The following is a 24253-nucleotide window of genomic DNA, read 5'->3' on the forward strand; positions in this document are numbered from 1 at the left end:
CGTTAGGGCGGTCCGGCCGGGCCCCTCCATGACAGATCGTCCTGATGCCCGGCCCGACCGTCCGCGAGACAGCGCGGGTGACGAGGGGTTGTGTAACTAGGGCTTCCGCCGATGCCGCCGCCGTCGGTGCTGCCGCACGGTCACCGCGGGACTTGCCGTCCCGCCGCCACGTCCGTCACGGCTGAGGAGATCTCTGCGTGGTTCCTGCCTCGTACGCCCAGCAGGGGTGGTGGTTCACGAGCCCGGAGGATGCCGGATCGGCGACACTGTCCGCGGCGGTCTGTCTGCGCGGCGAGCTGGACGTGGGCGCGCTGCGCGCCGCGGTGCGGGACGTGGTCGGCCGGCACGAGATCCTGCGTACGCGGTGGGTGGTGGAGGGGTCGCGCCTGTACCACGAGCCGGTGCCGACGGAGCGGGTGACGGACGTCTTCGAGCGCGCGCCGAGCTCCGCCGGGGACCCGGCGCCCCCGGCGGTCGATCCCCGGGCGGGCGTGGTGCTGCGCGTGCGGCTGACCGAGACCGGGCCGTCCGCATGGCTGCTGACAACGGTGTTTCACCGCCTGGTCGCGGACGCCTGGTCGGTGCGGATCTGGTGGCGCGACCTGTCGTCGGCGTACCAGGCCCGGGTGCGCGGCGAACGGCCGGACTGGAAGCCGCTGCCCGTGCAGTACGCCGACTTCGCGCTGTGGCAGCGTGAAACCCTCGGCGAACCCGACGACCCGGGCAGTGGCGCCGCTCGCCAGCTCGCCTACTGGCGGCGGGCCCTCGCCGGCCTGCCCACGAAGCGGACGCCGTCCGTCGACCGGCCGCGCCCGGCCGGGCACGGCCGGGGCGCCGGGGCACCGTCGGCGGCGGGTTCCGGGGCGCCGTTCGCGGTGGACGCCGCGGCGCGGGCGGGGCTCGCGGATCTGGCCCGCGAGCATGGCGTGACCCCGTTCATGGTGCTGCAGGCGGCCGTCGCGCTCGTGCTGTCCGGCCTCGGCGCCGGCGCCGACGTCCCCGTCGGCGTGGTGAGCGCCGGCCGGGCGGAGGAAGATCTGGACGACCTGATCGGGCTGTTCGCGGTCACCCTCGTCCTGCGCGTCGACCTGTCGGGCGATCCGTCCTTCGCGGAGGTGCTCGGCCGGGTCCGGGAGACCGCCCTGTCGGCATGGGAGCACCGGGACGTGCCCGCCGGCCGGTCCGGCGCCGTGCCGGTGCTGGTGTCGATGCCCGGTGAACCGGTTCCGGTGCCCGAGCTGCCGGGGGTGCTCGCCGAGGAGGCCGATCCGCCCGGCCGGGCGGTCGGCGCCGATCTGGAGATCGCCGTGGACGAGCAGTGGCGCGGCACGGTGTTCTCGCAAGGGGCCGTCCTCGACCGCGGCGCCGTTCGGGACATCGCCGACCGTCTCACCGCGTTGCTGGAAACGGTCGCGGGTGACGCCGGCATCCCGGCGTCCCGGTTCGCCGCGGCGCTGCCCGGCGCGCAGCAGCAGCACCGGCGGCTGCTGCGTGCGGGGATCGGCGCGGCGCGGCCGGTGCCCGCGACGACGGTGCCGGAGATGTTCGCCGTGCAGGCGGCCCGGACGCCGGACGCGGTGGCGGTGCGCGACGGCGACGCGACGATGTCGTTCCGCACCCTGGACGAGCGGTCGAACCGGCTTGCCCGGCTGCTGTGCCGTCGCGGGGTGCGGGTGGACGAAGCGGTCGGAGTGGCGATGCTCCGCGCCGCGGACCTGGTGGTCACCCTGCTGGCGATCGCGAAAGCGGGGGGTGCGTACGCGCCGGTGGACGCGCGGGCGCCGGAGACACGCGCCCGGTCGGCGCTGCGTGCCTGCGGCGTCCGCCTTCTGGTGGTGGACCGGTGGTGGGCGCGGCAGCCGCTGGCAGCGGACCCGTTCGACGTGATCGAGGTGTCCGGCGACGTGGGCGGGGACGCGAGCCCGATGCCTGCGCGCGCCCGGCCGGGCAACGTGGCGTACGTCATGTTCACCTCCGGTTCCACCGGGGAGCCCAAGGGTGTCGTGATCACCCATCGGGGTGTGGTGGACCTGGTGACCGACCGGTGCTGGCATTCGCCGGACCCCATCCGCGGCATGGCGCGGGCGCCGCACTCGTTCGACGCCTCGACCTATGAGATCTGGGTTCCCCTGCTGCACGGCGGCGAGATCGCTCTCGTTCCGGAGGGACCGTTCGACGCCGCGGTGCTGCGGGCCACCGTACGCGCGAGGAACCTGACCCACGTCCATCTCACCGCCGCGGTGTTCAACGCGGTGGCGGACGAGGATCCGGAGGCGTTCGCCGGGCTGCGCGAGGTGAGCACCGGCGGTGACGTCGTCTCCGCCGCCGCGGTGCGCCGGATCCTACGCGCGGTGCCGGGCATCGTGGTGCGCAACACGTACGGGCCGACCGAGGTGACGATGTGCGCCACCCAGGTCGCCGTCACGGACGCCTCCGAGGTGCCGGCGGCGATGCCGGTCGGTCGTCCGCTCGACAACACCCGGGTGTACGTGCTGGACGCGCGCCTGCGGCCGGCGCCCGCCGGCGTCACCGGCGAGGTGTACCTGGCCGGAGCGGGACTCGCCCGTGGATACGCCGGCCTGGCGGCGCGCACGGTGGAGCGGTTCGTGGCGGATCCGCACGGCCCGGCCGGAAGCCGCATGTATCGCACCGGAGACCTCGCCCGGTGGACGGACGACGGTCTGCTGGAGTTCGCCGGGCGGGCCGACGATCAAGTCAAGATCCGCGGTTTCCGGGTGGAGCCCACCGAGGTCGAGGTCGCACTGACCGCGCATCCCGCGGTGACGGCGGCGGTGGTTCTCGCCCGCGAGGACAACCCGGGGGACAAGCGCCTGGTCGCCTACGTCACCGGTGACGGGGTGACGGAGGCCGGTCTGCGGAGCTTCGCCGGTGACCGGCTCGCCGACTACATGGTGCCGTCGGCGGTCGTGGTGCTCGACGCGTTGCCGGTCACGGCGCACGGCAAGGTCGACCGCGCGGCGTTGCCGGCTCCCGCGCTCACCGCCCGTGCTCCGGATGGCGGGGAACCCTCGACGCCGGCGCAGACGCTGATCCGCGACGTCTTCGCCAACGTGCTCGGCGTGGCGTCGGTGGGCGTCCGGGACAGCTTCTTCGACCTGGGCGGCCATTCCGTGCTCGTGATGCGTCTCACCGAACGGTTGCGCAGGCGGGGCGTCGAGGTGGATGTGCGGGACGTGTACGTCGCGCCGACGGTGGCCGCGCTGGCGCAGGTGGCGCTCGCTCGTGCGGGCACGACCCGCCGGCTGGTCGTGCGCCGCGAACGCGCCGACTATCCGCTCACGGTGTTGCAGGAGAAGCTCTTCCGCAATGAGCAGGAGGATCCGCGCCAGCGGCACATCAACGTGCTCGCCTACCACCTCGGCCTGACCGGGCCGGTGGACGTCGCGGGGTTGGAGCGGGCGCTGCGGCGCATGATCGAGGTGCACGACGGCCTGCGAACCGTCGTGGTGCCCGGCGACGACGGCCAGCCGCGGCAGGCCCTGACCGGACATGCCCGGTTCGCCCTGCCGGTCACCCGGCTCGCCGAGGACGGGTCCACGGTGGATCGCTGGCTCGACCACGTCGAGCGTCCGTTCGACACCGGTGATGCGCTGTCCCGGTTCGCCGTGGCCCGGCTCGGCCCGCAACGGCATGTGCTGAGTCTGGTGTTCCACCACGCCGTGATGGACGGCGCCTCCCTGGACATCTTCGTGCGCGACCTCGCCCACGCGTATGCGGCCCGGATCGCCGCCCGGCCCGACGATCTCGTGTCGGGTCCGATCCGGATGGTGGACTACGCCCAGTGGCAGCGGGAGGAGTACGCCGACCGGGGCTCGCCGCAGCACCGCTACTGGCGCGACCATCTGTCCCGGGCCGAACCGCTCGACGTCGACTTCGTCACGCCGCCTCCGGATCGTCCGCGGGGCAGCGCCATGCGCGGTGACGTGATCACCGTCGAGGTGGACGAACGGCTGACCGCGACCCTGCGTGCGGTGCAGCAGGCGCGCAAGGTCTCCGCGAACGTGCTGGTGCTGTGCGCGTACCTGGTGGCGTTGCGACGGCACGCCGGGACCGACCGGATCAGCATCTCGACGAGCTCGTCGGGTCGCGAGCGCGCCGAACTGGCCGGGCTGATCGGCTTCCTGAGCAGCGCCCGGACGGTCACGGTGGACTTCTCCGGCCGGCCCTCCCGGGGTGAGTGCCTCGACCGGGTGCGCGACGCCGTGCTGGAGGCGGCCCGGTCGCAGGAGCTGACCCTCTACGAATACCTGCACCTGGCCGGGCTTCCCCAGGAGCGGAACCCGTGGTTCTCGATGGATTTTGTGGAGGCTTCCACGCGGCTGCCACGCCTGGGCGACGCGGAGATCGCGCCCGTGTCCCGGCACCGGGACGCTCGCGTGAACCGGCACATCGTCCTGCGCGTGCATGACCTCGGATCACATTTTCGCTTGTCGTGTCACTACTCTCTCGACAGCATCCGAGCCGCCGACATGGCGATGTTCGCCGAGCAGGTGGGCGCCGAGTTGCGCGCCCTGGCCGATCACACCAGCGGAACGGAGCTGTGACGAGCGGCCCACGCCGCCATGTGCGCGCGAGACCGCAGCCCGACCACGGTCCGGATGTTGCGGATGTGGCTCTCCACGGTCCGTACCGACAGATTCATCCGCTGGGCGATCTGCTGGTTCCCCAGGCCCCGCATCACCCACTGGATGACTTCCCACTCGCGGGGGCTGAGCGATTCGGCGCCGGGCGCAGCCCAGGCGCCGGCGGCGTCCTCGCCGAGCGCCAGCGTGACGCTGCGGTGCAGGCCGAGGCCCTGGCCGAAGCGCGTGGCGGCGCTTGCCCGGCCCGCGGGCATCTCGCGCGCCACGTCGTCGTGTGCCTGCGCGAGTTCGGCGGTCCAGTGCGGGAAGAGACCGAGTCTGGTCGCGGCGAGTTCGTCGTCCTCGGCGAGGGCAGTCAGTTGCAGGAACCGTTCGAGGTCGCCGGTGCGGTACGCGGCGAGGGCGAGCCCGATGACGCTGTCGTGCGCGCCGACCGGGTTGCTGAAGGCGAAGCCGAGCCGCTCGGAGAACCGCTGTTCGGCGCTGCCGGGGTCGCCCTCGGCCAGCGCGACGGCCCCGGCGGTGTTGAGGATGAGGCCCAGATGCTCCGGGGAGGCGATGGCACGGGCCTCCGGCAGGGCCGCCGACATCGCCGCGTCGGCCGCGGCCACGCCGCCCTCGCGCAGCAGGTGCCGGGCCAGGTGAGCGGAGGCGAGCGCGACGATCGGCTCGGATCCGAGGCGCCGGCCGATCTCCAGGGCGGCCTGAGCGTCGGCGCGGCCGGCGTCGACCCAGCCGTACCGTTCGCGAGCCAGGGCGGCGTTGAGCAGGGCCTGGGCGAGGTGCGACTCGGGGTCGGTGCGCCGGATCAGGCTCACCGCTTCATGCGCCAGCTCCAGTGCCCGTTGCCGCGAGCCGTACCAACAGCTCAGCGACAACGCGCCGGCCACGGCCACGGCGCGGTGCGCGGTGGTGGGGTGCGCGGCGTCGATCACCCGCAGCACCTCGACGCGGTCTGCTCGCCGCTGCTCGGCGGTCGTCCCGGCGACGGCGAGCACGGCGGCCAGGAAGAGCCCCCGACCGTCCCCGGCGGGCAGCCAGGTCAGCACCTTGCGGATGGTGTCCCGTTCGACCGACAACCGCCGCCGGTCGCCGATGCCGATGACGTGGTGCGGGCCGTGCCGTCCGGTCCAGGCCATCAGGTTGTCCGCAAGCCGGTTCATGACCTCGTCGAGTTCCGCTGCGTGCCGCAGCATGCGATGCGCGAAGTGCTGGATGGCTGTGGGCATGGAGAACCGCGCCGACGCCGCTTCGGTGCGCACCTCGGCGTTGATCAGCGACTTCGCCTCCAGACTCACCAGCCGTGCCGGCACCGCAGCGGCGGGGGCGTGCTCGTCGGCGCCCACCATCGCGGCGCTGTCACGGCTGAAGTTCTTCGGGAGTACGGAAAGCCTGCGCAGCAGGGCCTGTTCCGCCACGGACAGCGATGCGTAGCTCCAGTCGACGGCTGCGGACCAGCCGCGGTGGCGGTGATCCGTGCCCATGCCGGGCCCGGTGTCGAGGATGTCGAAGCCCTTGCCCAGCTCCGCGCGGATCTGGCCGACCGTGTGGGTCGCCGCCAGCCGCCCGGCCAGCGCCAGCAGCAGCGGCAGACCGTCGAGGCGGTCGCAGATCCACGCCACGTCCCCGGCGGCGTCCGGGCCCGGCTCGATGCCCCGCGACGCCGCGGCGCAGTGCTCGGCGAACAGACGCGCGGCATCATGGCGCGCCGCGGGCGAGGTGGTCAATCCCGCAATGCGGTAGACGACCTCACCGGGTAGGCGCCACGGCTCGCGGCTGGTGGTGAGCACCCGCAGTGACGGAAGGCGGCCCAGCAGACCGAGCAGGAGGGGGCCGCCGGCGGCCAGCACCCGGTCACAATTGTCCAGCAGGAGGATCCGGTCGCGTGCGTCGCGGGCGGCGGCGGCGGTGTCCGCGGCGATCGCGGCCTCGACGTCGGCGAATACCGCGGTCAGAGCTGCGGCGTCCATCCGTTCGGCGGCGATGGCGGCCAGGTCCACCGTTGTGGCGGGGCGGCTGCCGCCGGCGGATTCGAGCGTGGCGACGGCGGTCGCCAGACGCGACTTGCCGGCGCCGGGAGATCCGGTGATCGTGACCAGCCGCATGCCGCGGAGCCTGCGGCGCAGCTCCGCGACGTCGTCGGCACGCCCGACCGGCATGTCCGTCGCCGATGCAGTGTCCGGGGACCGGCCTTCGTCGATCATCACGCACCTCACAGGGAGAATGGGAGCGACTCGCGCGCTGCACCGGTGGGTGCGAAGGCCATTGTTGCGAGGTAATAAAGTGAGATCAAGTTCCTGAGTGGACGGTTTTGAAATTCTGGTGAGTTTCTTTCTGGCGTTAGGGAAAATGAGTGTGGGCGGGTCCTGGACCTGCCGAAACGTTGGCTGGCTTGCTCGCTGTCAGGATTTCCTTACCATTTTCCGGGTACCGCGCGCTCTTCTATGCACAGAAGCCCGGCGATGGCTGCGCATTCACGCGTGTCGCCGCGACGGCAACGACATGGCCGTCATGACGGGGCGTGCTCATCCCGCGCCCGCCCGGTCGCGCAGCAGGATCCCGGTGGCGCACGCCAGGCCGCCACCGCACCTGATCAGAGATTCGGCCGGCACCGTGGCGTGCACCTCGATACCCGCCGCGGCCAGCAGTTGCGACATGGCGGGACGGTCCCGCGGGATGACCACCGTCCGGGCGTCGAGCGTGACCAGGTTCATCGCCTGTCCGCAGACGATTTCGGGATGCTCGGGCACCTCGACGACCCGGATCGCCGACGCGGTCAGCGCCGCCTCGATCCGGCCGCTGGGATCGTGCTGCTTGCGGAGCAGGGCGAGGTCCGGGCCGACCACCTGCACGATGCCGAGCAGGTGCTGCACCGCGGAGGGAACCGGGACCACGGTGGCCTCGGCGCCCAGATCGCGGGCGACCGCGGCGACCTGGCGCGCACCCTCGGCGTCGGTGCGCCGGCCCTGCCCGATCAGCAAGCGGCCGGGCCTGACCCACAGGGCGTCCGCCGCCTCGAAGCAGCCGCCGCTGATCGTTCGGAGCACCGGGTGCCCCTGCGCGGTCAGCCGTGCGCTGATCAGGCGTTCCTCGCCGCGGCGGCACGTGCTCGCCATCCGGGCGACGACGGCGCCCGCATAGGTGGCCAGAAACTGGTCGCGCGCGAAGACGGCGTTGTAGTGCGGTCCGTCCGCCGGCGCCTGCTGGACGTCGATCTGCACGCCGCAGCCGGCGAGCAGGTCGGCGTACGCGCTCAGCTCGCGATGCAGGTCGCCGAAGGCCACCGGAGCCAGGTACTGGATCGCGTTCCAGTCGGCGGGCGGCGACCACCGCGGGTCCGGCAGGGTGAGCATGACGCGCCGCAGCGGCGCCCACTCCGAATCGGCGCCGGTGCGCGCCCAGACCTCTCCGTGCGCGACATCGTCCTGATGCGTGCGCGTGCGCACCGACCATCCCGGACCGTGGTACGCCGCCGGCACGCCCGGATCCGGCCTGGCGGTCACGTCTGGGGCGGGGGAGCCGCGTCGCCGAGCCGGCCCGGCGGCGTCACCAGACGTTCCGGGGCGACCTCGAGGGGATCCGTGACGAGGTTGTAGACGTCGACCTCGGTGGACGCCGGACGCCAGATCAGTTTTCGCCGCCCGGTCTTGTCAGCGACGCGGACCGCCGCCAGCGCGAGCAGATCGGGGAACCCGCCTGCGGCCCGCTTCTCCTCGGGGAAGTAGGTCTCGCAATAGGCGGCGCGGTCCGAGCCCGTTCCGGTCCGCAGCATCGGCCCCAGGCTCTCCCCGTCCGACGCGGGGGCGTCGGCGCCCAGCAGGTCCAGGGTTGTCGGCATGATGTCGACGAGGCGGACCTGCTCGGTGTGCTCGACGCCGCGCGGCACGCCGGGACCGCTGATCATCAGTGGGACCCGCTGTGTGGCGTCGAACAGCAGGCACCCGTGTCCCTCCTCGTACGGGTGCCCGCGCTCACCGGCGTGGTCGTTGGGATAGGCGCCACCGAGGTCTTCGCCGTGGTCGGAGAAGCAGACCGTCAACGTCGTCGCGGGATCGTGTCCGAGCCGCTCCAGCCCGTCGAGAAGAGTTCCCAGATAGTGGTCGCTGTAGGCGATCTCCCCTTCGTACGGGTTGCCGACCGGCACGCCGACGTCCTCCGGCGGCTCGTAGGGCCAGTGCGCATCGAAGAAGTGAGCGAACAGGAAGAACGGTCCGGTCTGCTCCGCCGCCCAGCGTAGAGCCCGCTCGGCCACCAGCGGCGCCCGCTTGAGGGCCAGACCCCGCATTTTGACGTCGTTCACGGTCAGCGGATCCCGGCCGTCGGGCAGCAGGGGGATCTCGTCGTCGTAGAAGTCGAATCCGCGGTCGATGCCGTACCACTTGTTGAGCCCCGGGCACGACACCACCGCGCCGGTCGCGTAACCGGCGTCCCGGAGCCGTTCGGCGAGGGTGGGAACGTCGGTGCGTAGCTGTTCCCGCATCAGATGCCGGATGCCGTGCCGGGGCGGTTGCAGACCGGTGAAGACCGTGGCGTGGCTCACCGGCGTCAGCGGGCACGAGGAGATCGTTTCCAGGAACGTCGTGCCGCCCTGGCGGATCCGCTCGATGGTGGGGAAACGTCCCGAGTACGCCACGTCGGCCCGCACGGTATCGAGCGAGATGAAGAGAATGTTCGGCCGGCTCACGGAACCTCCGTCACATCGTGGTTGACTCACAAGGGTTTGTGCACGCGGGAGTCGCGGAATCGTGCGCACCGCGAGCGCCGCAGGTCCACGATGGAGTAGCAGCGGCGCAGCCACCGGTCCGTGCCGTCATGCGCCGGCCGGTACGCCGTGCGGCCGTGCGCAGCCAGGCGGTTGTCGATGATCAGCAAGTCCCCCGGGTGCAGGTCGGCGCCGCACAGATCACTCAGAGTGAGCTCGACGAGAGCGTCCAGGGCCTGCTCTCCGGCGCGATCCAGCGCCTGCATCCCGTGCAGGTCCAGGCACCAATCGGGATCCTCGTCGGGCCCGCTGAGCACGGGCATGGGCAACGAGTACCGCGGTGCGTCGCCGGCGGCGAACGAGGACGACAAGCGCACCCGGAAGCATGGCCGCCGCAACGCCTCCCGGTGCCGTTCCGGCAGGGCGGGCAGCACACGCCGGGCACTGGTGAAGATGGTGAAAGCCTGCCCGGCGGGGTCGGCGCGGAGGCAGTAGAGGCTCAGGAAGTCCGGTCGGTGCGGGTGGAATCCGTCCTCGGTGTGCAACTCGAGCAGGGAGCTGCCGCTGTTCTCCTGCCGCTGCTCGGCGCCGGCGACGGGGCAGACGTCTTGGATCAGACGGCCGCGCTTCTCGTCGGCGTAGGAGATCACGTCACCGAGCATGCTCATCACCGCGAGCTGGACGGCGGAGGTGACGAACAGTTCCCGCCACGGCCCCTGGTGAGCGCCCTGCGGCGGGGTGTGCGGCAGGGGGTCGTCCACGGGAAGCCCGCGCACCAGCAGAATTCCCGAGGTGCTCGCGTCGCGCCGGAATCGCAACAGGCGGGTGGTCAGGACGGAGGGCATCGCGGGGGCCGCCACGGCGATCGCGTCCAGGAACGCCGGGTCGTCGAAACGGCGATCGCCGCCGGCCGCGGCCAGCGTGGCCGCCCAGTCCCGGGCCAGGCCGGTCGCGAGGTCGCGAAGCCGTCCGGCGTCCGCCGCGGTGAGCGACACGACGTCCGCGTCGGTCACCGGCGCGAGCCGCGCGAGGGACGCGGTCCGGGCTGCTGTCATAAGCCGCAGAGTGCGGGACCGCCGCGATGCCGGACAACAACGACGACCACAGTTACGCCCGGAGGTCACCCCGTAACGGCGGTTATCACGAATGCGGCCCCCGCGATTGAAGGATACGTGCGATGCCTCCTCACGGCAGAATGCGGATTCATCACCGTCTTTCCGTGTTGCCCTTGGTGAGCTGTGGTTTCTCCGCTTCGGGGCGGTGCTGGCCGCCGACTCACCGCTTGTCATGTTCGTGGGGGATATGCATGATTGATCGAGTCAGCCCATGTGCCGGGAATTGACGGCGTGTGGAATGATTCCGGCCTAGTTCAGGTGGAGTCTGTCCGTGGCAGATCAGGCTTTCTGTGCGTCCTGCGGTACGTTGTTGTCGGCCCAGCGAACAGCGAGCCGGAATGCCGCGGCAACCCGGTACTGCTCCAGCGCATGCCGGCAGCGTGCCTACCGTGACCGCGTCAAGAACGGGCCGTCGCACCCGACGACCCGGGTCATCTATCTGACCAGCTTCGTCGGCCGCACCCGGGAGCTGTCGGAACTGGCCGCCCACCGCGCCGGGACCCGCATGTTGACCCTCGTCGGACCACCCGGCGTCGGCAAGTCCCGGCTCGCCGCCGAGGTCATCGCCAAGGAGCAGAACCTCAGCCACCGCGAATCGGTGATCATGGACCTGAGCTCGGTCCCGGACGGATGCACGACCGCCCGGGCCGTGACCATGCTGCGGGCCTCGGTCCGCCAGGGCTTGGGCGCGGCACCCCGGGCCGGGTCGCAGCGGCGCGGTCAACTGCTGCTGCTGGACAATTGCGAACGGGTGCTGCCGGCATTCCGCCCGGCGGTCACCAGCCTGCTCGACGACCTTCCCTCGTTGCGCCTCATCACGACCAGCCGGGAGACCTGGGGACTGCCCGGTGAGACCGCCTACTCCGTCAACGGACTGTCCCAGCCGGACATCTGTTCCGGGGACGCGGTGAGCTGGTATCTCGGTGCCGACTCCGTGCGTCTGTTCGTGCACCGGTGTGCCGCGGTCTCGCCGGACTTCCAGCTAACCGACTGCAACGCCGGCGACGTCGCGGACATCTGCCGCATGCTCGACGGCATCCCGCTCGCTCTGGAACTCGCCGCCCAACTGATCCGGGCGTTGTCCGTGCGCGACATCAAGGAGTTGCTGCGCGAGCAGCCCGACATCCTCAGCACCGGCTGGCGCACCGCCCAGCCGCGGCACCAGAGCTGGGCGGCCAGCCTGCGCTGGAGCTACGACACGCTGCAGCCGGCCCAGCAGGCGCTGTTCCGGAGGCTGTCGGTGTTCTCCGGTTCGTTCAGCGGTGCCGCGGCGGTCGCGGCGTACGGCGGTCGGGAATCGCCGGATACCACCATGCGGATGATTCACAACCTGCTGGAGAAGTCGCTGGTCACCCTCGACTTCGACACCTCGGGCCCGGCACGGTTCCGGATGCTGGAGTCGATCCGTGGTTTCGGCCTGCAAGAGCTCCGGTCGGCCGCCGAGGAACCCGTGGTGGTCCGCAGACTCGTGGACTGGTTCTTGCGAGAACACACGCGACTGCTGCGCGCCCCGCTCGGCGCCTGGGAGACCGTCCGCGAACTGCGCGGGGAGCGGCACAATATCGAGAGCCTGCTCCGCCGGCTGGCGGACCACGACGAGGAACGGTCGCTGGCGCTCACGGCGCTCCTGGCGATGATCGATCTGCATGTCGGCGACGCGCCCCGGGCGCTGCGGGCGCTTCACCGGTCCCTTCGCGAGGCGAGCACCGAGTCGCCGCACCGGGCGGCGGCCGCCGAGGCCGCCGTGGCGCTGGCCTGCTGGCTGGGCAAGGCGGAGCTTGCCCTCGAGCTCGCGCCCGACGCCGTGCGGGCGGCGCAGCACGGCGACGCCGAGGCGCAACGCGTGCGGGTCCTGCTGCTGGTGGGCCTCAGTTACGAGATGCACGGCGACCGGGCCAGCGCGCTGTCCACCCTGGTCACCTGCGCGGACCTCAGCGAACGACACGGTTCGTCGGCGTTGGCGGCGCTGTGCCGGGCGCACCTCAGCCGGCACCTGCTGCACGAGGGCCGGTACGACGATGCCGTGCGGGTTCTGCGGGAGACGCTGCCGGTGGTGCGAACGAGCGCGTCGCCGGAGCACGTGCGCGCCATCTTCAACAGCGCCGGTGCGGTCGCGCTCGCCACCGACGACGTCGCCCGCGCCAGCCGGCTGTTCCGGAGCGCCATCACGACCGGGGAGTCGGCGGTCGGGCTCTGCGACAGCGTCCTCGGACTGGCGCTGAGCGCCTATCGCGACAACCGGTTCCAGCACGCCTTCAAGCTCCTCACGGCCATCGGTGGCCGGCCGCTGCTGGCGCCTCGCCTGTTTCCCGGGTGGCGCGACGAGATCGCCGACGCGCGCAGCATCGCCACCCGGCTGCTGCCCTCGGCCGTCACCGAGAACATCCGCCGGTCCGGCGGGCTCGGCCTGCGGGATCTCACCATGCTCGCGCTCGGCCGCGACGAGGAGCCGGGGCAGGAGGCGGCGCCCGACGAAGGGGATGACGTGCTGAGCTCCCGCGAGTGGGACGTCATCGCGCTGGTGATGCGGGGGCTGCCGAACCGGCAGATCGCCCAGCAGATGCACCTGTCGGTGCGCACCGTGGAAAACCATGTTCGCAACATCCGCAGGCTGCTGGGCCTGCGCTCGCGGGCCCATGTGGCGGCTTGGGCGGCGCGCCGCAGCTCGGCGACCATCAGCTAGCGCGGCCGGCCGCGCCGGCGGTCTGCCGGCGGGTCTTGCGCAGCACGTCGTCACTGTAGGCCCGCAATGCCTGCTGGACGGCGAACTCCGCGAGGTAGCGCCGGAACTGCTCGCCGGACTCCTCCGCGAGGCACAGCATGCGCCGGTTGGCCGCGACGGCGGGATCGTCCAGATCACGCGCCGCGGCCCGTACCGCCGCGTCCATCCGGGCCGGCTCCACCACGTCGTCGAAGACGAGACCGGAGTCCGGCTCCGTGGCCTGGATCTTCCGGCCGCCGAGAATCACCCGCCGCGACCCGCGGGCGCCGAGGAACCGGGTCAGGCGGAGATTGGCGACACCGGGGACGATGCCCTCGCGGGCGGCGGGCAGGCTGAAATAGGCATCGCTCGCCGCGATGACCCGGTCGCAGGTCAGCAGGATCTGCGCGCCGCCGCCGATGGCGAAGGTGTCGACGGCCGCGAGCCACGGTTTGTGCACCGTGCCGTGCGGCCATGGTGCCTCGGGCATGCGCAGCCCGCGCATCATCTTGCTCAGGTATCCGAGTTCCCGGCGCAGCAGAAAATCGACGAAGGAGATGCGGCCGGCCGCCAGGTCCTTCAGGTTGATGCCCGCGCTGAAGACCCGGCGGCCCCGATAGCGGGGGTGGTTCATCACTCCGCCGCGCAGCACACCGACGTGGACGGCGGGGTCCAGCAGAACGAGGTCGACGAGCGTCTCCATGTCGGCGACGTGGCGGTTGTCCTCGGCGTTGAGACAGTGCGCATTCGTGATGGTGAGGTGCCCCGTGCTGCCCTCGCGCCGCAGGGCGGCGGCCTCCAGCACCGTCTCACCGGTGCGCCGGAACTCGTCGAGCAGGGTGCGCGCCCGCGTCGTCGGGAGCAGCATGGTCTCCGTCAGATGACGGCCGGCGCGGTCCGCCGCCAGCAGGCCGCCGAACAGAATGCCCTGGTCGATCTCTCGCCCCTCGCGTTCGCTCTGGGCGCGCCGGGACTCCGCCGCCATCTGCGCGGCCGAGGGCGCGAGCCCGGGGAAGGCCTGTGCGACCGCGGTGGCGAGATCGGCGAGGGGGAGCGCCCGCGTCCGGTTCGCGGTCACCTCGTCGTACACCGCGTTCGCATGCCACCCGAGGAAGCGGTGGCGCAGGTCGCGTGCGGCGCCGTGCAGCGCGTGGGCGTGACGCCTCCGCGCGTCGTCGCGTGCCGCCGGAGCAGGCAGGGCCGCCAGTTCTTGGTCGACGCCGGTGAGATGGTCGCAGACGGCCTTGCGGTCGGCGGTGAGGTCGCCGGACAGGGCGAGGGCGCGGGTGCTCACGCCGCGCCCGTGAACGGACCCGTCGCCGGCAGGGCGCGCCGTGACGCGTGCTGAGCGGGACGGACCGCCGGGTCGTCCGCGCCGACGACGTCCAGAATCCCGGCGGCCAGGAGGGCATCGGCGGACAACTCGCCCGGCAGCAGGGTCAGCCGCCGTGCTCGGGCGAGCCCGGCCTGGCGGACCAGGCGGTGCAGCAGCATGCCGGGCCAGCCGCCGCCCGGCGGCGCACCCCAGCCGATCACCGCGCCGGGCGCGGCCGTACGCCAGTCCACGGTCAGCAGCAGCTCCAGCGCGGCGGTGGTGCAGCGACCCTCGATCCGCGCCGCGGTCGGCGCGTCCACGCCCGCCAGCCGTCGTAGCGCGTTCTCCCACTTGCTGACAACGTGCACGCTGACCGGGCCGGGCCAGTCCGGGACCGGTCCGCTGCCGCCGGTGAGCCGCACCGACAGGGCAGCGCCCGGATGCGCGGCGACCAGTGTCGGCAGACCGTCCACGCCAGCCACCAGGGCCGGGTTGAGTGGCTGTGACATGTCGAGCGTGGCGACGACCGTGTGCTGCGGCATCGGTGTCCTCCCCGCGTCGCTGGGCGTCACCATCGCACCGGCAGCCGAGTCAGGCCGTACACGATGGTCGGCAGGCGGTTCGCCGTCGGCGGTGCATCCGAGGCGAGGCTCAGACGCGGGAAGCGCCGGGCCACGCGGGCCAGCAGCAGCCGGAGCTGGAGCCGGGCGAGCGACTGTCCGAGGCACTGATGCGGGCCGAATCCGAAGGCGAGGTTCGCGTGCGCCCGGCGACCCGGGTCGAAGATCTCGGCGTCGGCGCCGAACTCCGCCCGGTCGCGGTCGGCGACGGCCAGCATCACGAAGACGCCGTCACCGGCCCGCACCTGGTGGCCGCCGACCTCGACGTCGCGGAGGGCGAGCCGCGGTGTCCCGAGCCGGATGACCGTCAGGTACCTCAGCAGTTCCTCCAGCACCGGTTCGACGGACGCGGGGTCGGTGCGCAACGCCGCAAAGTGCTCCGGGTGCCGCAGCAGCAGGAGCGTGGACAGGCTGATCATGTCGGCGGTGGTTTCGTGGCCGGCGACCTGTAGCTGCAAGATCAGACCGGTCAGATCCTCGATGTCCGCCTGCCCGGTGTCGAGCCGGTCGGCGACGAGCCGGCCCAGCATGGTGTCCGAGCGCGTCGCCGCGGCGCTCTCGGCGCGGATCAGCGATCCCAGATGTTCACGGAGTTCCGCACGCGCGGCGAGCGCCCGCTCCGGCGGCGTGCTCCAGCCGAGCATCTGCTCTCCGCGGCGCTGGAAGAAGTCACGATCCGCGCGGGGGACGCCGAGCACGTCGCAGAGCGTCAGCGACGGCATCGGCAGGGAGACGTGACGGACGAGGTCGGCGTCCGGGCCGGCGGCCTCGAACACGTCGAGGACTTCGTCCACGGTGCCGGCGATCAGGTGCTCGACGCGGCGGACGCTCTTCATCACGAACTCGCCCGCGATCAGCCGGCGCTGGCCGGCATGCCGCCGGCCGTCCATCCAGACGAGCGCGCCGCGGCGCCAGTCCGGCGTGTCCGGCGGCGGTCCCATCGGGAGCGGGAAGCCGGGCGCGAAGACGTCCGAACTGAACGCGTCGGACCGCAGGATCTCCTTGGCGTCCTGGTAGCGGGTGAAGAGCCAGACCTGTCTGCCGGTGGGCAACCGCGCGGGAACCACCGGCGCGGCGAGCGCTGCGCGGTCCGCCGGGCCGAAGAGGCAGAACGGATCGCCTGGCGGTGACCGGAACGGGTAGCGCGCAAGGTCCTCCGAACCGGGTGTCCTGACCGGCAACGCGCTCGGGGGAACCTCCTCGGTCGGAGATGTCACCGTGACTCCCTGGCGGCTCGTCGACGTGTGACCCTCATCGTCACGACGATCCGGAAGCGGGCGAAGCGCGCAACCCGCCGTTACGCCACGCCTCGAATGCCCACGCCGGCGAGTCCCGCTGGTGGCCGGATCACCCCGGGGCGATCTCCTCCAGGGTGGCCCGCGCACCCTTGTGGTGCAGCGAAGCCAGCATCGACGTGTACGTCGCGACGAACCGCTCGTTGTCCGCCAGGTCGCCGAACAGGTCCCGGTTCTCGATGAACGCCGCCGGGTTCGCCCGCTGCCGCCGCGCCGTCTGGATCAGCGTGTCCTTGAGTCGGTCCACCACCTCGATGGGTTCGCCGTGCTCGTCGGTGCCTTCCGCGTACCGCGCCCAGGACGCGACCACCGCGGTCGCCCGCTGGATCTCGCCGCCGGAGTCCAGGTTGTGCCGGATCACCGGCAGCAGCCACTTCGGGATGCGGTCCGAGCTTTCCGCGCACAACCGCGCCACGGTGTCCTTCACCTGCGCGTTGGAGAACCGTTCGATCAGCTCGTGCCGGTACGCGTCCAGGTCGATGCCGGGCACCGGGGCCAGCGTGGGGGTGGCTTCGCGTTCCATGTACGCCAGCAGGAACCGCTCGAACAACGGGTCCTGCGCGACGTCGTGCACGAGCCGGTACCCGGCCAGGTAACCGAAGTAGCACAGCGCCTGGTGACCGGCGTTGAGCAGGCGCAGCTTCATCAGCTCGTACGGCTCGACGTCGGCGACCACCTGCACGCCCGCGTCGTCCAGCGGGGGCCGGCCGGCGGTGAACGAGTCCTCCAGCGCCCACTGGGTGAACGGCTCGCAGACCACCGGCCACGCGTCGTCCACGCCGAAGTGCTTGCGCACGTCCTCGCGGTCGTCGTCGGTGGTGACCGGGGTGATCCGGTCCACCATGCTGTTCGGGAACCGCACCGAGGATTGCACCCAGCGTCCCAGCTCGGGGTCGCGCAGCGTGGCGAAGGCCACGAAGCTGCGCCGGGCGGCGTGCCCGTTGCCCTGAATGTTGTCGCAGCTCATGATGGTGAACGGGGGCAGGCCGCGGGCGCGGCGCCGGGCCAGCGCCTCGATGATCAGCCCGAACGTGGTGACCGGGGTGTTGCCCGGCTGCAGGTCGTGCCGCACGTCGGGGTGGTCGGCGACGAACTCGCCGGTCACCGCGTTGATGTTGTAGCCGCCCTCGGTGACGGTCAGCGACACGATCCGTACGTCCGGGCCGGCCATCTTCTCGATGACCGCCTCCGGGTCGTCCGGGGCGAACAGGTATTCGGCGATGGAGCCGATGACCCGCGGCTCCAGGGCGCCGTCGGGGTGCTTGACCACCAGCGTGTAGAGCCCGTCCTGGGCGTCCATCGCCTGCTGCATGCGCCGGTCCGCGGGCATCACGCCGACGCCGCAGATCGCCCAGTCCAGCGCCTCGCCCTTGGTCATCAGGCGGTCCAGGTACATCGCCTGATGCGCGCGATGGAAACCACCGACCCCGAAATGCACGATGCCGACGCGCAACCGGGTGCGGTCGTACGCGGGGACCGGAAGGTCCTCCGGCAGGGATGCGAGGTTTCGGGCGTTCAGCGGCAGCACAGCGGTCCTCCCAGCGGTGTCCTGTGGGTGTGGCCCCCAGCATCGCATCCTCCGGCGTCACACGTCGGAAACGTGGCGTCCGTCTCTAGGAAGATCACCAAACGGGGCGCCCGGCAACCGCCGGGCGCCCCGGCAACCGCCGGTGGCCGCGTGGTCAGGCGGCGACCACCCGCCGGGTGGCCGGCCGGGCGCCGCCCGCGGCCGCCGTGAGATGCCGCAGATAAGCGGGCAGGGTCAGGAACTCCGGGCACACCCGTTCCGACACCAGCAGGGTGAGCAGGGTGCGCGCCTGCCCGAAGCGCCGGGCCGCGTCCTCGTCCAGCGCCCCGGTGGCGGCCAGCACGTCCATCTCCTCGCGCAGCATCCGGGCGATCAGGCCGGCGGTGATCGGCACCCCGTAACCGGTGGGCGTGGCCGTGGCGACCCACTGCCAGAGCTGCGCCCGGCAGATCTCGGCGGTCGCGGCGTCCTCCATCAGGCCGTCCAGCGCCACCGCGCCCTGGCCGCCCAGCCACGCGGCCAGATAGCGCAGGGCGACGCTTGCCGAGGTGCGCAGCGCGACCTCGCTGACCCCGCCGGTGGCCGGCTTGACGGCCAGCAGGTCGGCGGCGGTGACCCGCACGTCGTCACGACGCCGCACGATCTGGTGGGGTTCGTCGCCGAGCCACTGGTCGAACACCTCGCGGCAGGTCTCCACCAGCGCCGGGTGCGCCACCCAGGACCCGTCGAAGCCGTCGCCGACCTCGCGCCGCTTGTCCTGGCGGACCTGGTTCAGCGCGCGCCGGGCGGCGACCGGGTCGCGCCCGGGGACCACCGCGGCCATCCCGCCGATCGCGTGGGCGCGGCGGCGGTGGGCGGTGTGCACCAGCAGTTCCGTGTACGCGCGCAGGAACGGTGCCGTCATGGTCAGCCGGGACCGTTCGGGCAGCACCACGTCCGGCCGATTCTTGATCATGCTGAACAGGTAGTCCCACCGGCCGGCGTTCAGCCCCGCGGAATGCTCCCGCAGCTCGTACAGGATCTCGTCCATCTCGAACGCCGCGGTGACCGTCTCGATCAGCACGGTGGCCCGGATGGTGCCGCGAGGGATGCCCAGCCGAAGCTGTGCGTACCCGAAGACGTCGTTCCACAGCCGGGCCTCCAGGTGCGACTCCAGCTTGGGCAGGTAGAAGTAGGGGCCGCTGCCGCGCTCGATCTGGGTGCGCCCGCAATGGAACAGGTACATGCCGAAGTCGAACAGCGACGCCGAGACGGCCCGCCCGCCGATGCGCAGGTGGCTCTCCGGCAGGTGCCAGCCGCGCGGCCGCACCATGATCGTCGGCAGCGGGCCGCGCACCTCGTACGCCCGGCCGTCCGCGGCGGTGAAGTCCAGCTCACCGGACAGCGCGGCCCGCAGCACCTGCTGGCCGCCGACGACGTTGTCCCATGTGGGCGCGGTGGCGTCCGCGAAGTCGGCCATCCACACCCGGGCGCCGGAGTTCAGCGCGTGCACGGCCGTCGTGCGCTGCGGCGGGCCGGTGATCTCCACCCGCCGGTCCCGCAGGCCGGGGGCGGGCGGGGCCACGGTCCACGACTCGTCCGCGCGGATCGCCGCGGTGCTCGCCAGGAAGTCCAGGTCTGCGGTGCGGGTCACGCGCCGGCGGCGGCGCCGGTCGAGCAGTTGCACGCGACGGGCGCCGAATTCGCGGTCCAGGGCGACGACGAAGTCCACCGCCTCGGGGGTGAGGATCCCGGCGTACCGGGACGGGGTGACGGTGACGGTCTCCATGTCAGAACTGCTCCGCTTCGGTCGAGCCGGTCAGGGCGGTGGTGGATCCGGCCGGGTTGAGCGCGCCGGCCACCGCGTCGAAGTAGCCGGTGCCGACCTCGGCCTGGTGGCGCGTCGCGGTGTAGCCGTCCGCCTCGGCGGCGAACTCGGCCTGCTGCAGCGCGACGTACGCGCTCATGCCCTCGGCGGCGTACCCGCGGGCGAGCCGGAACATGGAGTGGTTCAGGGCGTGGAAGCCGGCCAGCGTGACAAACTGGAACTTGTATCCCATCGCGCCCAGTTCCTTCTGGAAACGGGCGATGGTGTCGTCGTCCAGGTTGCGTTTCCAGTTGAACGACGGCGAGCAGTTGTAGGCCAGCATCTTGTCCGGGTGCCGCGCGTGTACCGCGTCGGCGAACGACTTGGCGAACTCCAGGTCCGGGGTGCCGGTCTCCACCCAGAGCAGATCGGCGTAGTCCGCGTAGGCGACGCCGCGCTCGATCGCCGCCTGCGGGCCGCTGCGCACCCGGAAGAAGCCCTCCGCGGTGCGTTCCCCGGTGAGGAACGGCCTGTCGCGCTCGTCCACGTCGCTGGTCAGCAGGTCGGCCGCCAGCGCGTCGGTGCGGGCGATGACCACCGCGGGCACGCCCGCCACGTCGGCGGCCAGCCGTGCCGCGTTCAGCGTCCGGATGTGCTGCCCGGTCGGCACCAGCACCTTGCCGCCCAGGTGGCCGCACTTCTTCTCGGATGCCAACTGATCCTCCCAGTGCACCCCCGCCGCGCCGGCCGCGATCATCGCCTTCATCAGCTCGAACGCGTTCAGCGGCCCGCCGAAACCGGCCTCCGCGTCGGCCACGATCGGCGCCAGCCAGTCGCGCTCCTGCCGGTCGGCCGCGGTGTCGATCTGGTCGGCCCGCAGCAGGGCGTTGTTGATCCGGCGCACCACGGCGGGCACCGAGTTGGCCGGGTACAGGCTCTGATCCGGGTAGGTGTGACCGGCCAGGTTGGCGTCCGCGGCGACCTGCCAGCCGGACAGGTAGATCGCCCTCAGCCCGGCCCGCACCATCTGCACCGCCTGGCCGCCGGTGAGCGCGCCCAGCGCGGCCACGTACTCCTCGTCGTGCAGCATCGCCCAGAGCCGGGCGGAGCCCCGCTCGGCGAGGGTGTGCCGCTCCTGGACGGTGCCGCGCAGACGCACCACGTCCTGCGCGGTGTAGTCACGGCGCACGCTCAGCCATCGCGGATCGCCGGCCCAGGCCCGAGTGAGGTCCGCTGCGGTACCGCCCCTGACGTCGGTCAGCTGATCTGTCATCGCCCCATGCCTCCCTGCATACGGTCGGTGGAAGAACTCGACTCTTGCGCGTCGAGGGGTGCTCGATGAAGGCGAATGTGAGCAGAAGAAGCGCAAAAATTCTGCTAGCGTGAAGTGCCGTGACAGCTTCCCCGCAACCGGCCTCCCCACAACCGGCTTCCCCGCAACTGGCCTCCCCAGCCCCGGACGGCATCGATCTCGTCACCCTCGGCCAGCGCCTGCGGCACCTGCGCCGCGCCCAGGGCATGACGCTCGACCAGCTCGGCGCCGCGGTCGGTCGCGCTCCCTCGCAGCTTTCGGTCATCGAGAACGGCAAGCGTGAGCCCCGGCTCGGCATGCTGCAGGCGCTGGCCGGCGCGCTCGGCGTGTCCATGCAGGACCTGCTGCGCCCGGAGGCGCCGTCGCGGCGCGCCGGGATGGAGATCGAGCTGGCCCACCTGCAGGCCGCACCGGCATACGCGGCGCTCGGCCTGCCCGCGGTGCGGACCGGGCGGCGGCTGCCCGCGGACGCGCTGGAGTCGCTGATCGGGCTGCACCGCGAGCTCCACCGGCGGCTCGCCGAGCAGAGCGCCACGCCCGAGGTGGCACGCCGGGCCAACCAGCGGCTGCGCACCGAGATGCGCGAGCGGGACAACTACTTCGCCGAGATCGAGCAGGCCGCCGCGCGGGTGCTCACCTCGGTGCGGCACAGCACCGGGCCGCTGTCGCAGCGCGGCATCCTGGACATCGCCGCCCAGCTCGGGTTCACCCTGCACTACGTGCCCGACCTACCCAGCTCCACCCGGTCGGTGACCGATCTGCGCCGGCGGCGCATCTACCTGCCGCAGATCGCCAGCAACAAGGGCCACGACCCGCGCGCGGTGGTGCTGCAGACGCTGGGCCACTTCGTGCTGGGCCACGCGGACCCGGCCGACTACGGCGACTTCCTGCGTCAGCGGGTGGAGGCGAACTATTTCGCGGCGGCGCTGCTGATGCCGGAGAAGTTCGCCACCGGGTTCCTGCGCGAGGCCAAGGCCGACCGGGCGCTGGCCATCGACGATTTCCGCGACGCCTTCGGCGTGTCCTACGAAACCGCGGCGCACCGGTTCACCAACCTGGTGACCCACCACTTCGGCATCCCGGTGCACTTCTGCCGGGTGCACGAGAGCGGCACCGTCTACAAGGCGTACGAGAACGACAACGTCCGCTTCCCGTCGGACGTCACCGGGGCGATCGAGGGGCAGCCGGTGTGCCGCCACTGGGCGTCCCGCACGGTGTTCGCCGCCGCCGACCCGTACTCGTCGTTCTACCAGTTCACCGACACCACGGCGGGCACCTACTGGTGCACCGTGCACGTGGAGTCGACCCGATCCGGGGAGTTCTCGGTCACCGTCGGCACGCCGTACCAGCACGCCCGGTGGTTCCGCGGCGGGGACACCACCCGGCGTACCGTCTCCCGCTGCCCCGACCCGGACTGCTGCCGCCGCCCGCCCGCGGACCTGGTGGAACGCTGGTCCGGGCACGCCTGGCCGAGCGCGCGGGTGCATTCGCACCTGCTGGCCGCGTTGCCGCCGGGCACCTTCCCCGGCGTGGACGCGCAGGACGTCTACGAGTTCCTGGACCGCCGCGCCGGCGCGTGAGCGCCGGCGGCGGGATTCAGACGCAGGTGGAGCAGAACGGGGTGGGGAAGTCCGTCAGCACGGTGAGCGTCGCGCCGGTGAAGCGGGTGTCGGCGGGGGAGACCCGCACCGCCGCCTCCACGCCGTCCACCTCGCCCATGCCGATGCAGGCGACGCGGCTGCCGAGGCCCTGGTTCGGCGTGTCACGCACCGGCGAGATGTAGTTCAGCACGCAGACCGCCCACGTGCCGTACGGCGCCGGGCCGTCCACCGCCAGCGGCGTGCCGGTGGGCTCGGTGGCATAGGGCTGCGCCCGCCACGCCAGGCCGCCGGCCGGCCGGTATGCGGCGAGCGCCCATCGGCCCTGCGCACCGTCGGAGCCCGCGCACGGGCGCACCGTGGCGCGCAGATGGACGTCGATCTCCAGCGCGTCCAGGCGCGTCATCGCGTAGTCGCCGAACTCGACCTCGGTGCACACGACCGGCCAGGACCACAGGTCGTTGATCACGATCGCCGAGGCCGGCACCGGGGCGGCGAAGACGCCGGCCAGCACGGTCGCGACGACGGCGAGCAGACGGCGTGGTCTCATCGGTTCTCCTCCGCGGGCGGGGTTCGTGGTGACCGTGGTCCGGCGGCTCCCGCCGCGCCGAGGGCCAGGCCGAGCTGGAAACGGTTCTCCACGCCGACGCGGTCCATCAAGCCGCGCATGATGTTGGTGACCGACCGGGAGCTGATGCGCAGGTGCTCGGCGGCGGTGACGTCGGTGTGGCCTTGGGCGAGCAGGGCGATCAGCTCGCGCTCCCGGTCGGACAACAGGATGTGCGGCATTCCGTGCTCCCGCGGGTCGGCGGCCGACGCCCAGTGCCGGTCGAACAGGGCGACCAGCGAGCGGACCATGGTGGGCTGGGAGACCTCCAGGTAGCCGCGTTCCAGGTCGCGCGGGTCGGCCGGGAACAGGGCGATGCGGCGGTCGATGACCAGCAGTTTCAGCGGCACCTCGTCGGCCTCCCGATAGGCGCATCGCGGCACGTCGAGCATCTGCGGGTCGACGTGCAGATCGCGATCCGCCGGCGGCAGGCCGATCACCCGGATGCGGACTCCGCGCGCGGCGAGGACACGGTCCAGCGGCGCGGCGGCCCGGGTGGACTCCGCGTCGAACGCCTGCTCGGTGTTCATCGCCAGATGCTCGTGCCGTTCCACCGCGACCAGGTCGGCGAGCCGCGCCCGGGTGGCCGCGCGGCTGGGCAGATGCCGGACGCTGGAGCCGGCCGGGTGGCCACCGTCGGCCACCAGGGCGAGCGTGCGGCGGTGCGCCGACGCCTGCGCCTCGCGGTCGGCGATCTGCATCCGGCGCTCGCGCAGCCGCGCCACCACGTCGTCGCACGGCCTGCTGGCCCACACGGGGCGCCGGGGCGAGGGCCGGTCGGGGCGGCGCGCCGCGGCGCCGGCCTCGTGCAGCTCGGCCAGCGCGGCGTGCACGCGCCGGGGTGGCAGGCCCAGCTCGGCGGACAGTTGCGGCGCCGACCGCGCGCCGAACGTGGCCATGGTCCGATAGACCAGGTCCGCGTCGACCGACAGCCCCCACCGGGCCAGCGACGGTGTCGCCGTCGCGTGGGGCAGGGTGCCGGTCTCCTCCTGGCTCATGGTCCCCCCGTTTCGTCCGTCGAGCCTGCGCGACCTGCCTGGTGCCGCATCGATGGAAGCACATGCGCGCGT

At 72.3% G+C, this 24253-nt stretch carries 15 protein-coding genes; 3 read left to right on the forward strand and 12 right to left on the reverse strand.

The window, feature by feature from the left end; genetic code table 11:
* The first annotated feature begins 197 nt into the window (after positions 1-197).
* Positions 198-4565, forward strand: a complete 4368-nt coding sequence (locus IEY73_RS13035; protein ID WP_189079443.1) for a non-ribosomal peptide synthetase — start codon at positions 198-200, stop codon at positions 4563-4565.
* Here IEY73_RS13035 and IEY73_RS13040 read toward each other — a convergent pair.
* The 4 genes from IEY73_RS13040 to IEY73_RS13055 form a co-directional block, all read right to left on the reverse strand.
* Positions 4541-6808 carry an ATP-binding protein gene (locus IEY73_RS13040; protein WP_189079444.1) on the reverse strand — a complete coding sequence of 756 codons (2268 nt, stop codon included), beginning with the start codon at positions 6806-6808 and terminating at the stop codon, positions 4541-4543. The genes IEY73_RS13035 and IEY73_RS13040 overlap by 25 nt on opposite strands.
* A 321-nt stretch (positions 6809-7129) precedes the next feature.
* Complete coding sequence (locus IEY73_RS13045) at positions 7130-8107, reverse strand: dimethylarginine dimethylaminohydrolase family protein (protein ID WP_229715798.1); 978 nt, start codon at positions 8105-8107, stop codon at positions 7130-7132.
* Entirely contained in the window at positions 8104-9288 is a 1185-nt protein-coding gene (locus tag IEY73_RS13050) for a sulfatase (protein WP_189079446.1), read from the reverse strand. Before IEY73_RS13050 ends, IEY73_RS13045 begins: the two co-directional genes overlap by 4 nt.
* Before the next feature lie 26 nt (positions 9289-9314).
* Positions 9315-10361 (reverse strand): TauD/TfdA family dioxygenase, encoded by a 1047-nt coding sequence (locus tag IEY73_RS13055; protein WP_189079447.1) that lies wholly within the window; start codon positions 10359-10361, stop codon positions 9315-9317.
* A gap of 331 nt (positions 10362-10692) precedes the next feature.
* On the opposite strand from IEY73_RS13055, the gene IEY73_RS13060 reads away from it, so the two are divergent.
* On the forward strand, positions 10693-13104 hold the full coding sequence (locus IEY73_RS13060; RefSeq protein ID WP_189079448.1) for an ATP-binding protein: 2412 nt from the start codon (positions 10693-10695) through the stop codon (positions 13102-13104).
* On the opposite strand, the gene dpgC is transcribed toward IEY73_RS13060, so the two are convergent.
* From dpgC to aceA, 6 genes are all read right to left on the reverse strand, one after another.
* Positions 13097-14416, reverse strand: coding sequence for a (3,5-dihydroxyphenyl)acetyl-CoA 1,2-dioxygenase DpgC (gene dpgC / locus IEY73_RS13065; RefSeq protein WP_189079449.1), 1320 nt, complete (start codon positions 14414-14416; stop codon positions 13097-13099). The two genes, IEY73_RS13060 and dpgC, sit on opposite strands and share 8 nt — an antisense overlap.
* Positions 14413-14979 (reverse strand): enoyl-CoA hydratase-related protein, encoded by a 567-nt coding sequence (locus IEY73_RS13070; RefSeq protein ID WP_189079450.1) that lies wholly within the window; start codon positions 14977-14979, stop codon positions 14413-14415. Before IEY73_RS13070 ends, dpgC begins: the two co-directional genes overlap by 4 nt.
* A 26-nt stretch (positions 14980-15005) precedes the next feature.
* Complete coding sequence (locus tag IEY73_RS13075) at positions 15006-16274, reverse strand: cytochrome P450 (RefSeq protein WP_189079451.1); 1269 nt, start codon at positions 16272-16274, stop codon at positions 15006-15008.
* Between the two features lie 130 nt (positions 16275-16404).
* Complete coding sequence (locus IEY73_RS13080; RefSeq protein WP_229715799.1) at positions 16405-17880, reverse strand: mannitol dehydrogenase family protein; 1476 nt, start codon at positions 17878-17880, stop codon at positions 16405-16407.
* 154 nt (positions 17881-18034) lie between these two features.
* Entirely contained in the window at positions 18035-19648 is a 1614-nt protein-coding gene (gene aceB, locus IEY73_RS13085) for a malate synthase A (protein WP_189079453.1), read from the reverse strand.
* Between the two features lies 1 nt (position 19649).
* Positions 19650-20939: an isocitrate lyase gene (aceA, locus tag IEY73_RS13090; RefSeq protein WP_189079454.1), complete on the reverse strand. Its 1290-nt coding sequence runs from the start codon at positions 20937-20939 to the stop codon at positions 19650-19652.
* 119 nt (positions 20940-21058) lie between these two features.
* On the opposite strand from aceA, the gene IEY73_RS13095 reads away from it, so the two are divergent.
* A complete protein-coding gene (locus tag IEY73_RS13095; RefSeq protein WP_189079455.1) occupies positions 21059-22558 on the forward strand; it encodes a helix-turn-helix domain-containing protein in 1500 nt (499 codons plus the stop codon).
* Between the two features lie 16 nt (positions 22559-22574).
* Here IEY73_RS13095 and IEY73_RS13100 read toward each other — a convergent pair whose 3' ends face one another.
* Both IEY73_RS13100 and IEY73_RS13105 read right to left on the reverse strand, forming a co-directional pair.
* Positions 22575-23126: a hypothetical protein gene (locus tag IEY73_RS13100; protein ID WP_189079456.1), complete on the reverse strand. Its 552-nt coding sequence runs from the start codon at positions 23124-23126 to the stop codon at positions 22575-22577.
* On the reverse strand, positions 23123-24181 hold the full coding sequence (locus IEY73_RS13105; protein ID WP_189079457.1) for a helix-turn-helix domain-containing protein: 1059 nt from the start codon (positions 24179-24181) through the stop codon (positions 23123-23125). The genes IEY73_RS13100 and IEY73_RS13105 overlap by 4 nt, the downstream gene beginning before the upstream one ends.
* Positions 24182-24253 lie beyond the last annotated feature (72 nt).

Source organism: Mangrovihabitans endophyticus (genome assembly GCF_014646155.1).
GTDB lineage: Bacteria > Actinomycetota > Actinomycetes > Mycobacteriales > Micromonosporaceae > Actinoplanes > Actinoplanes endophyticus.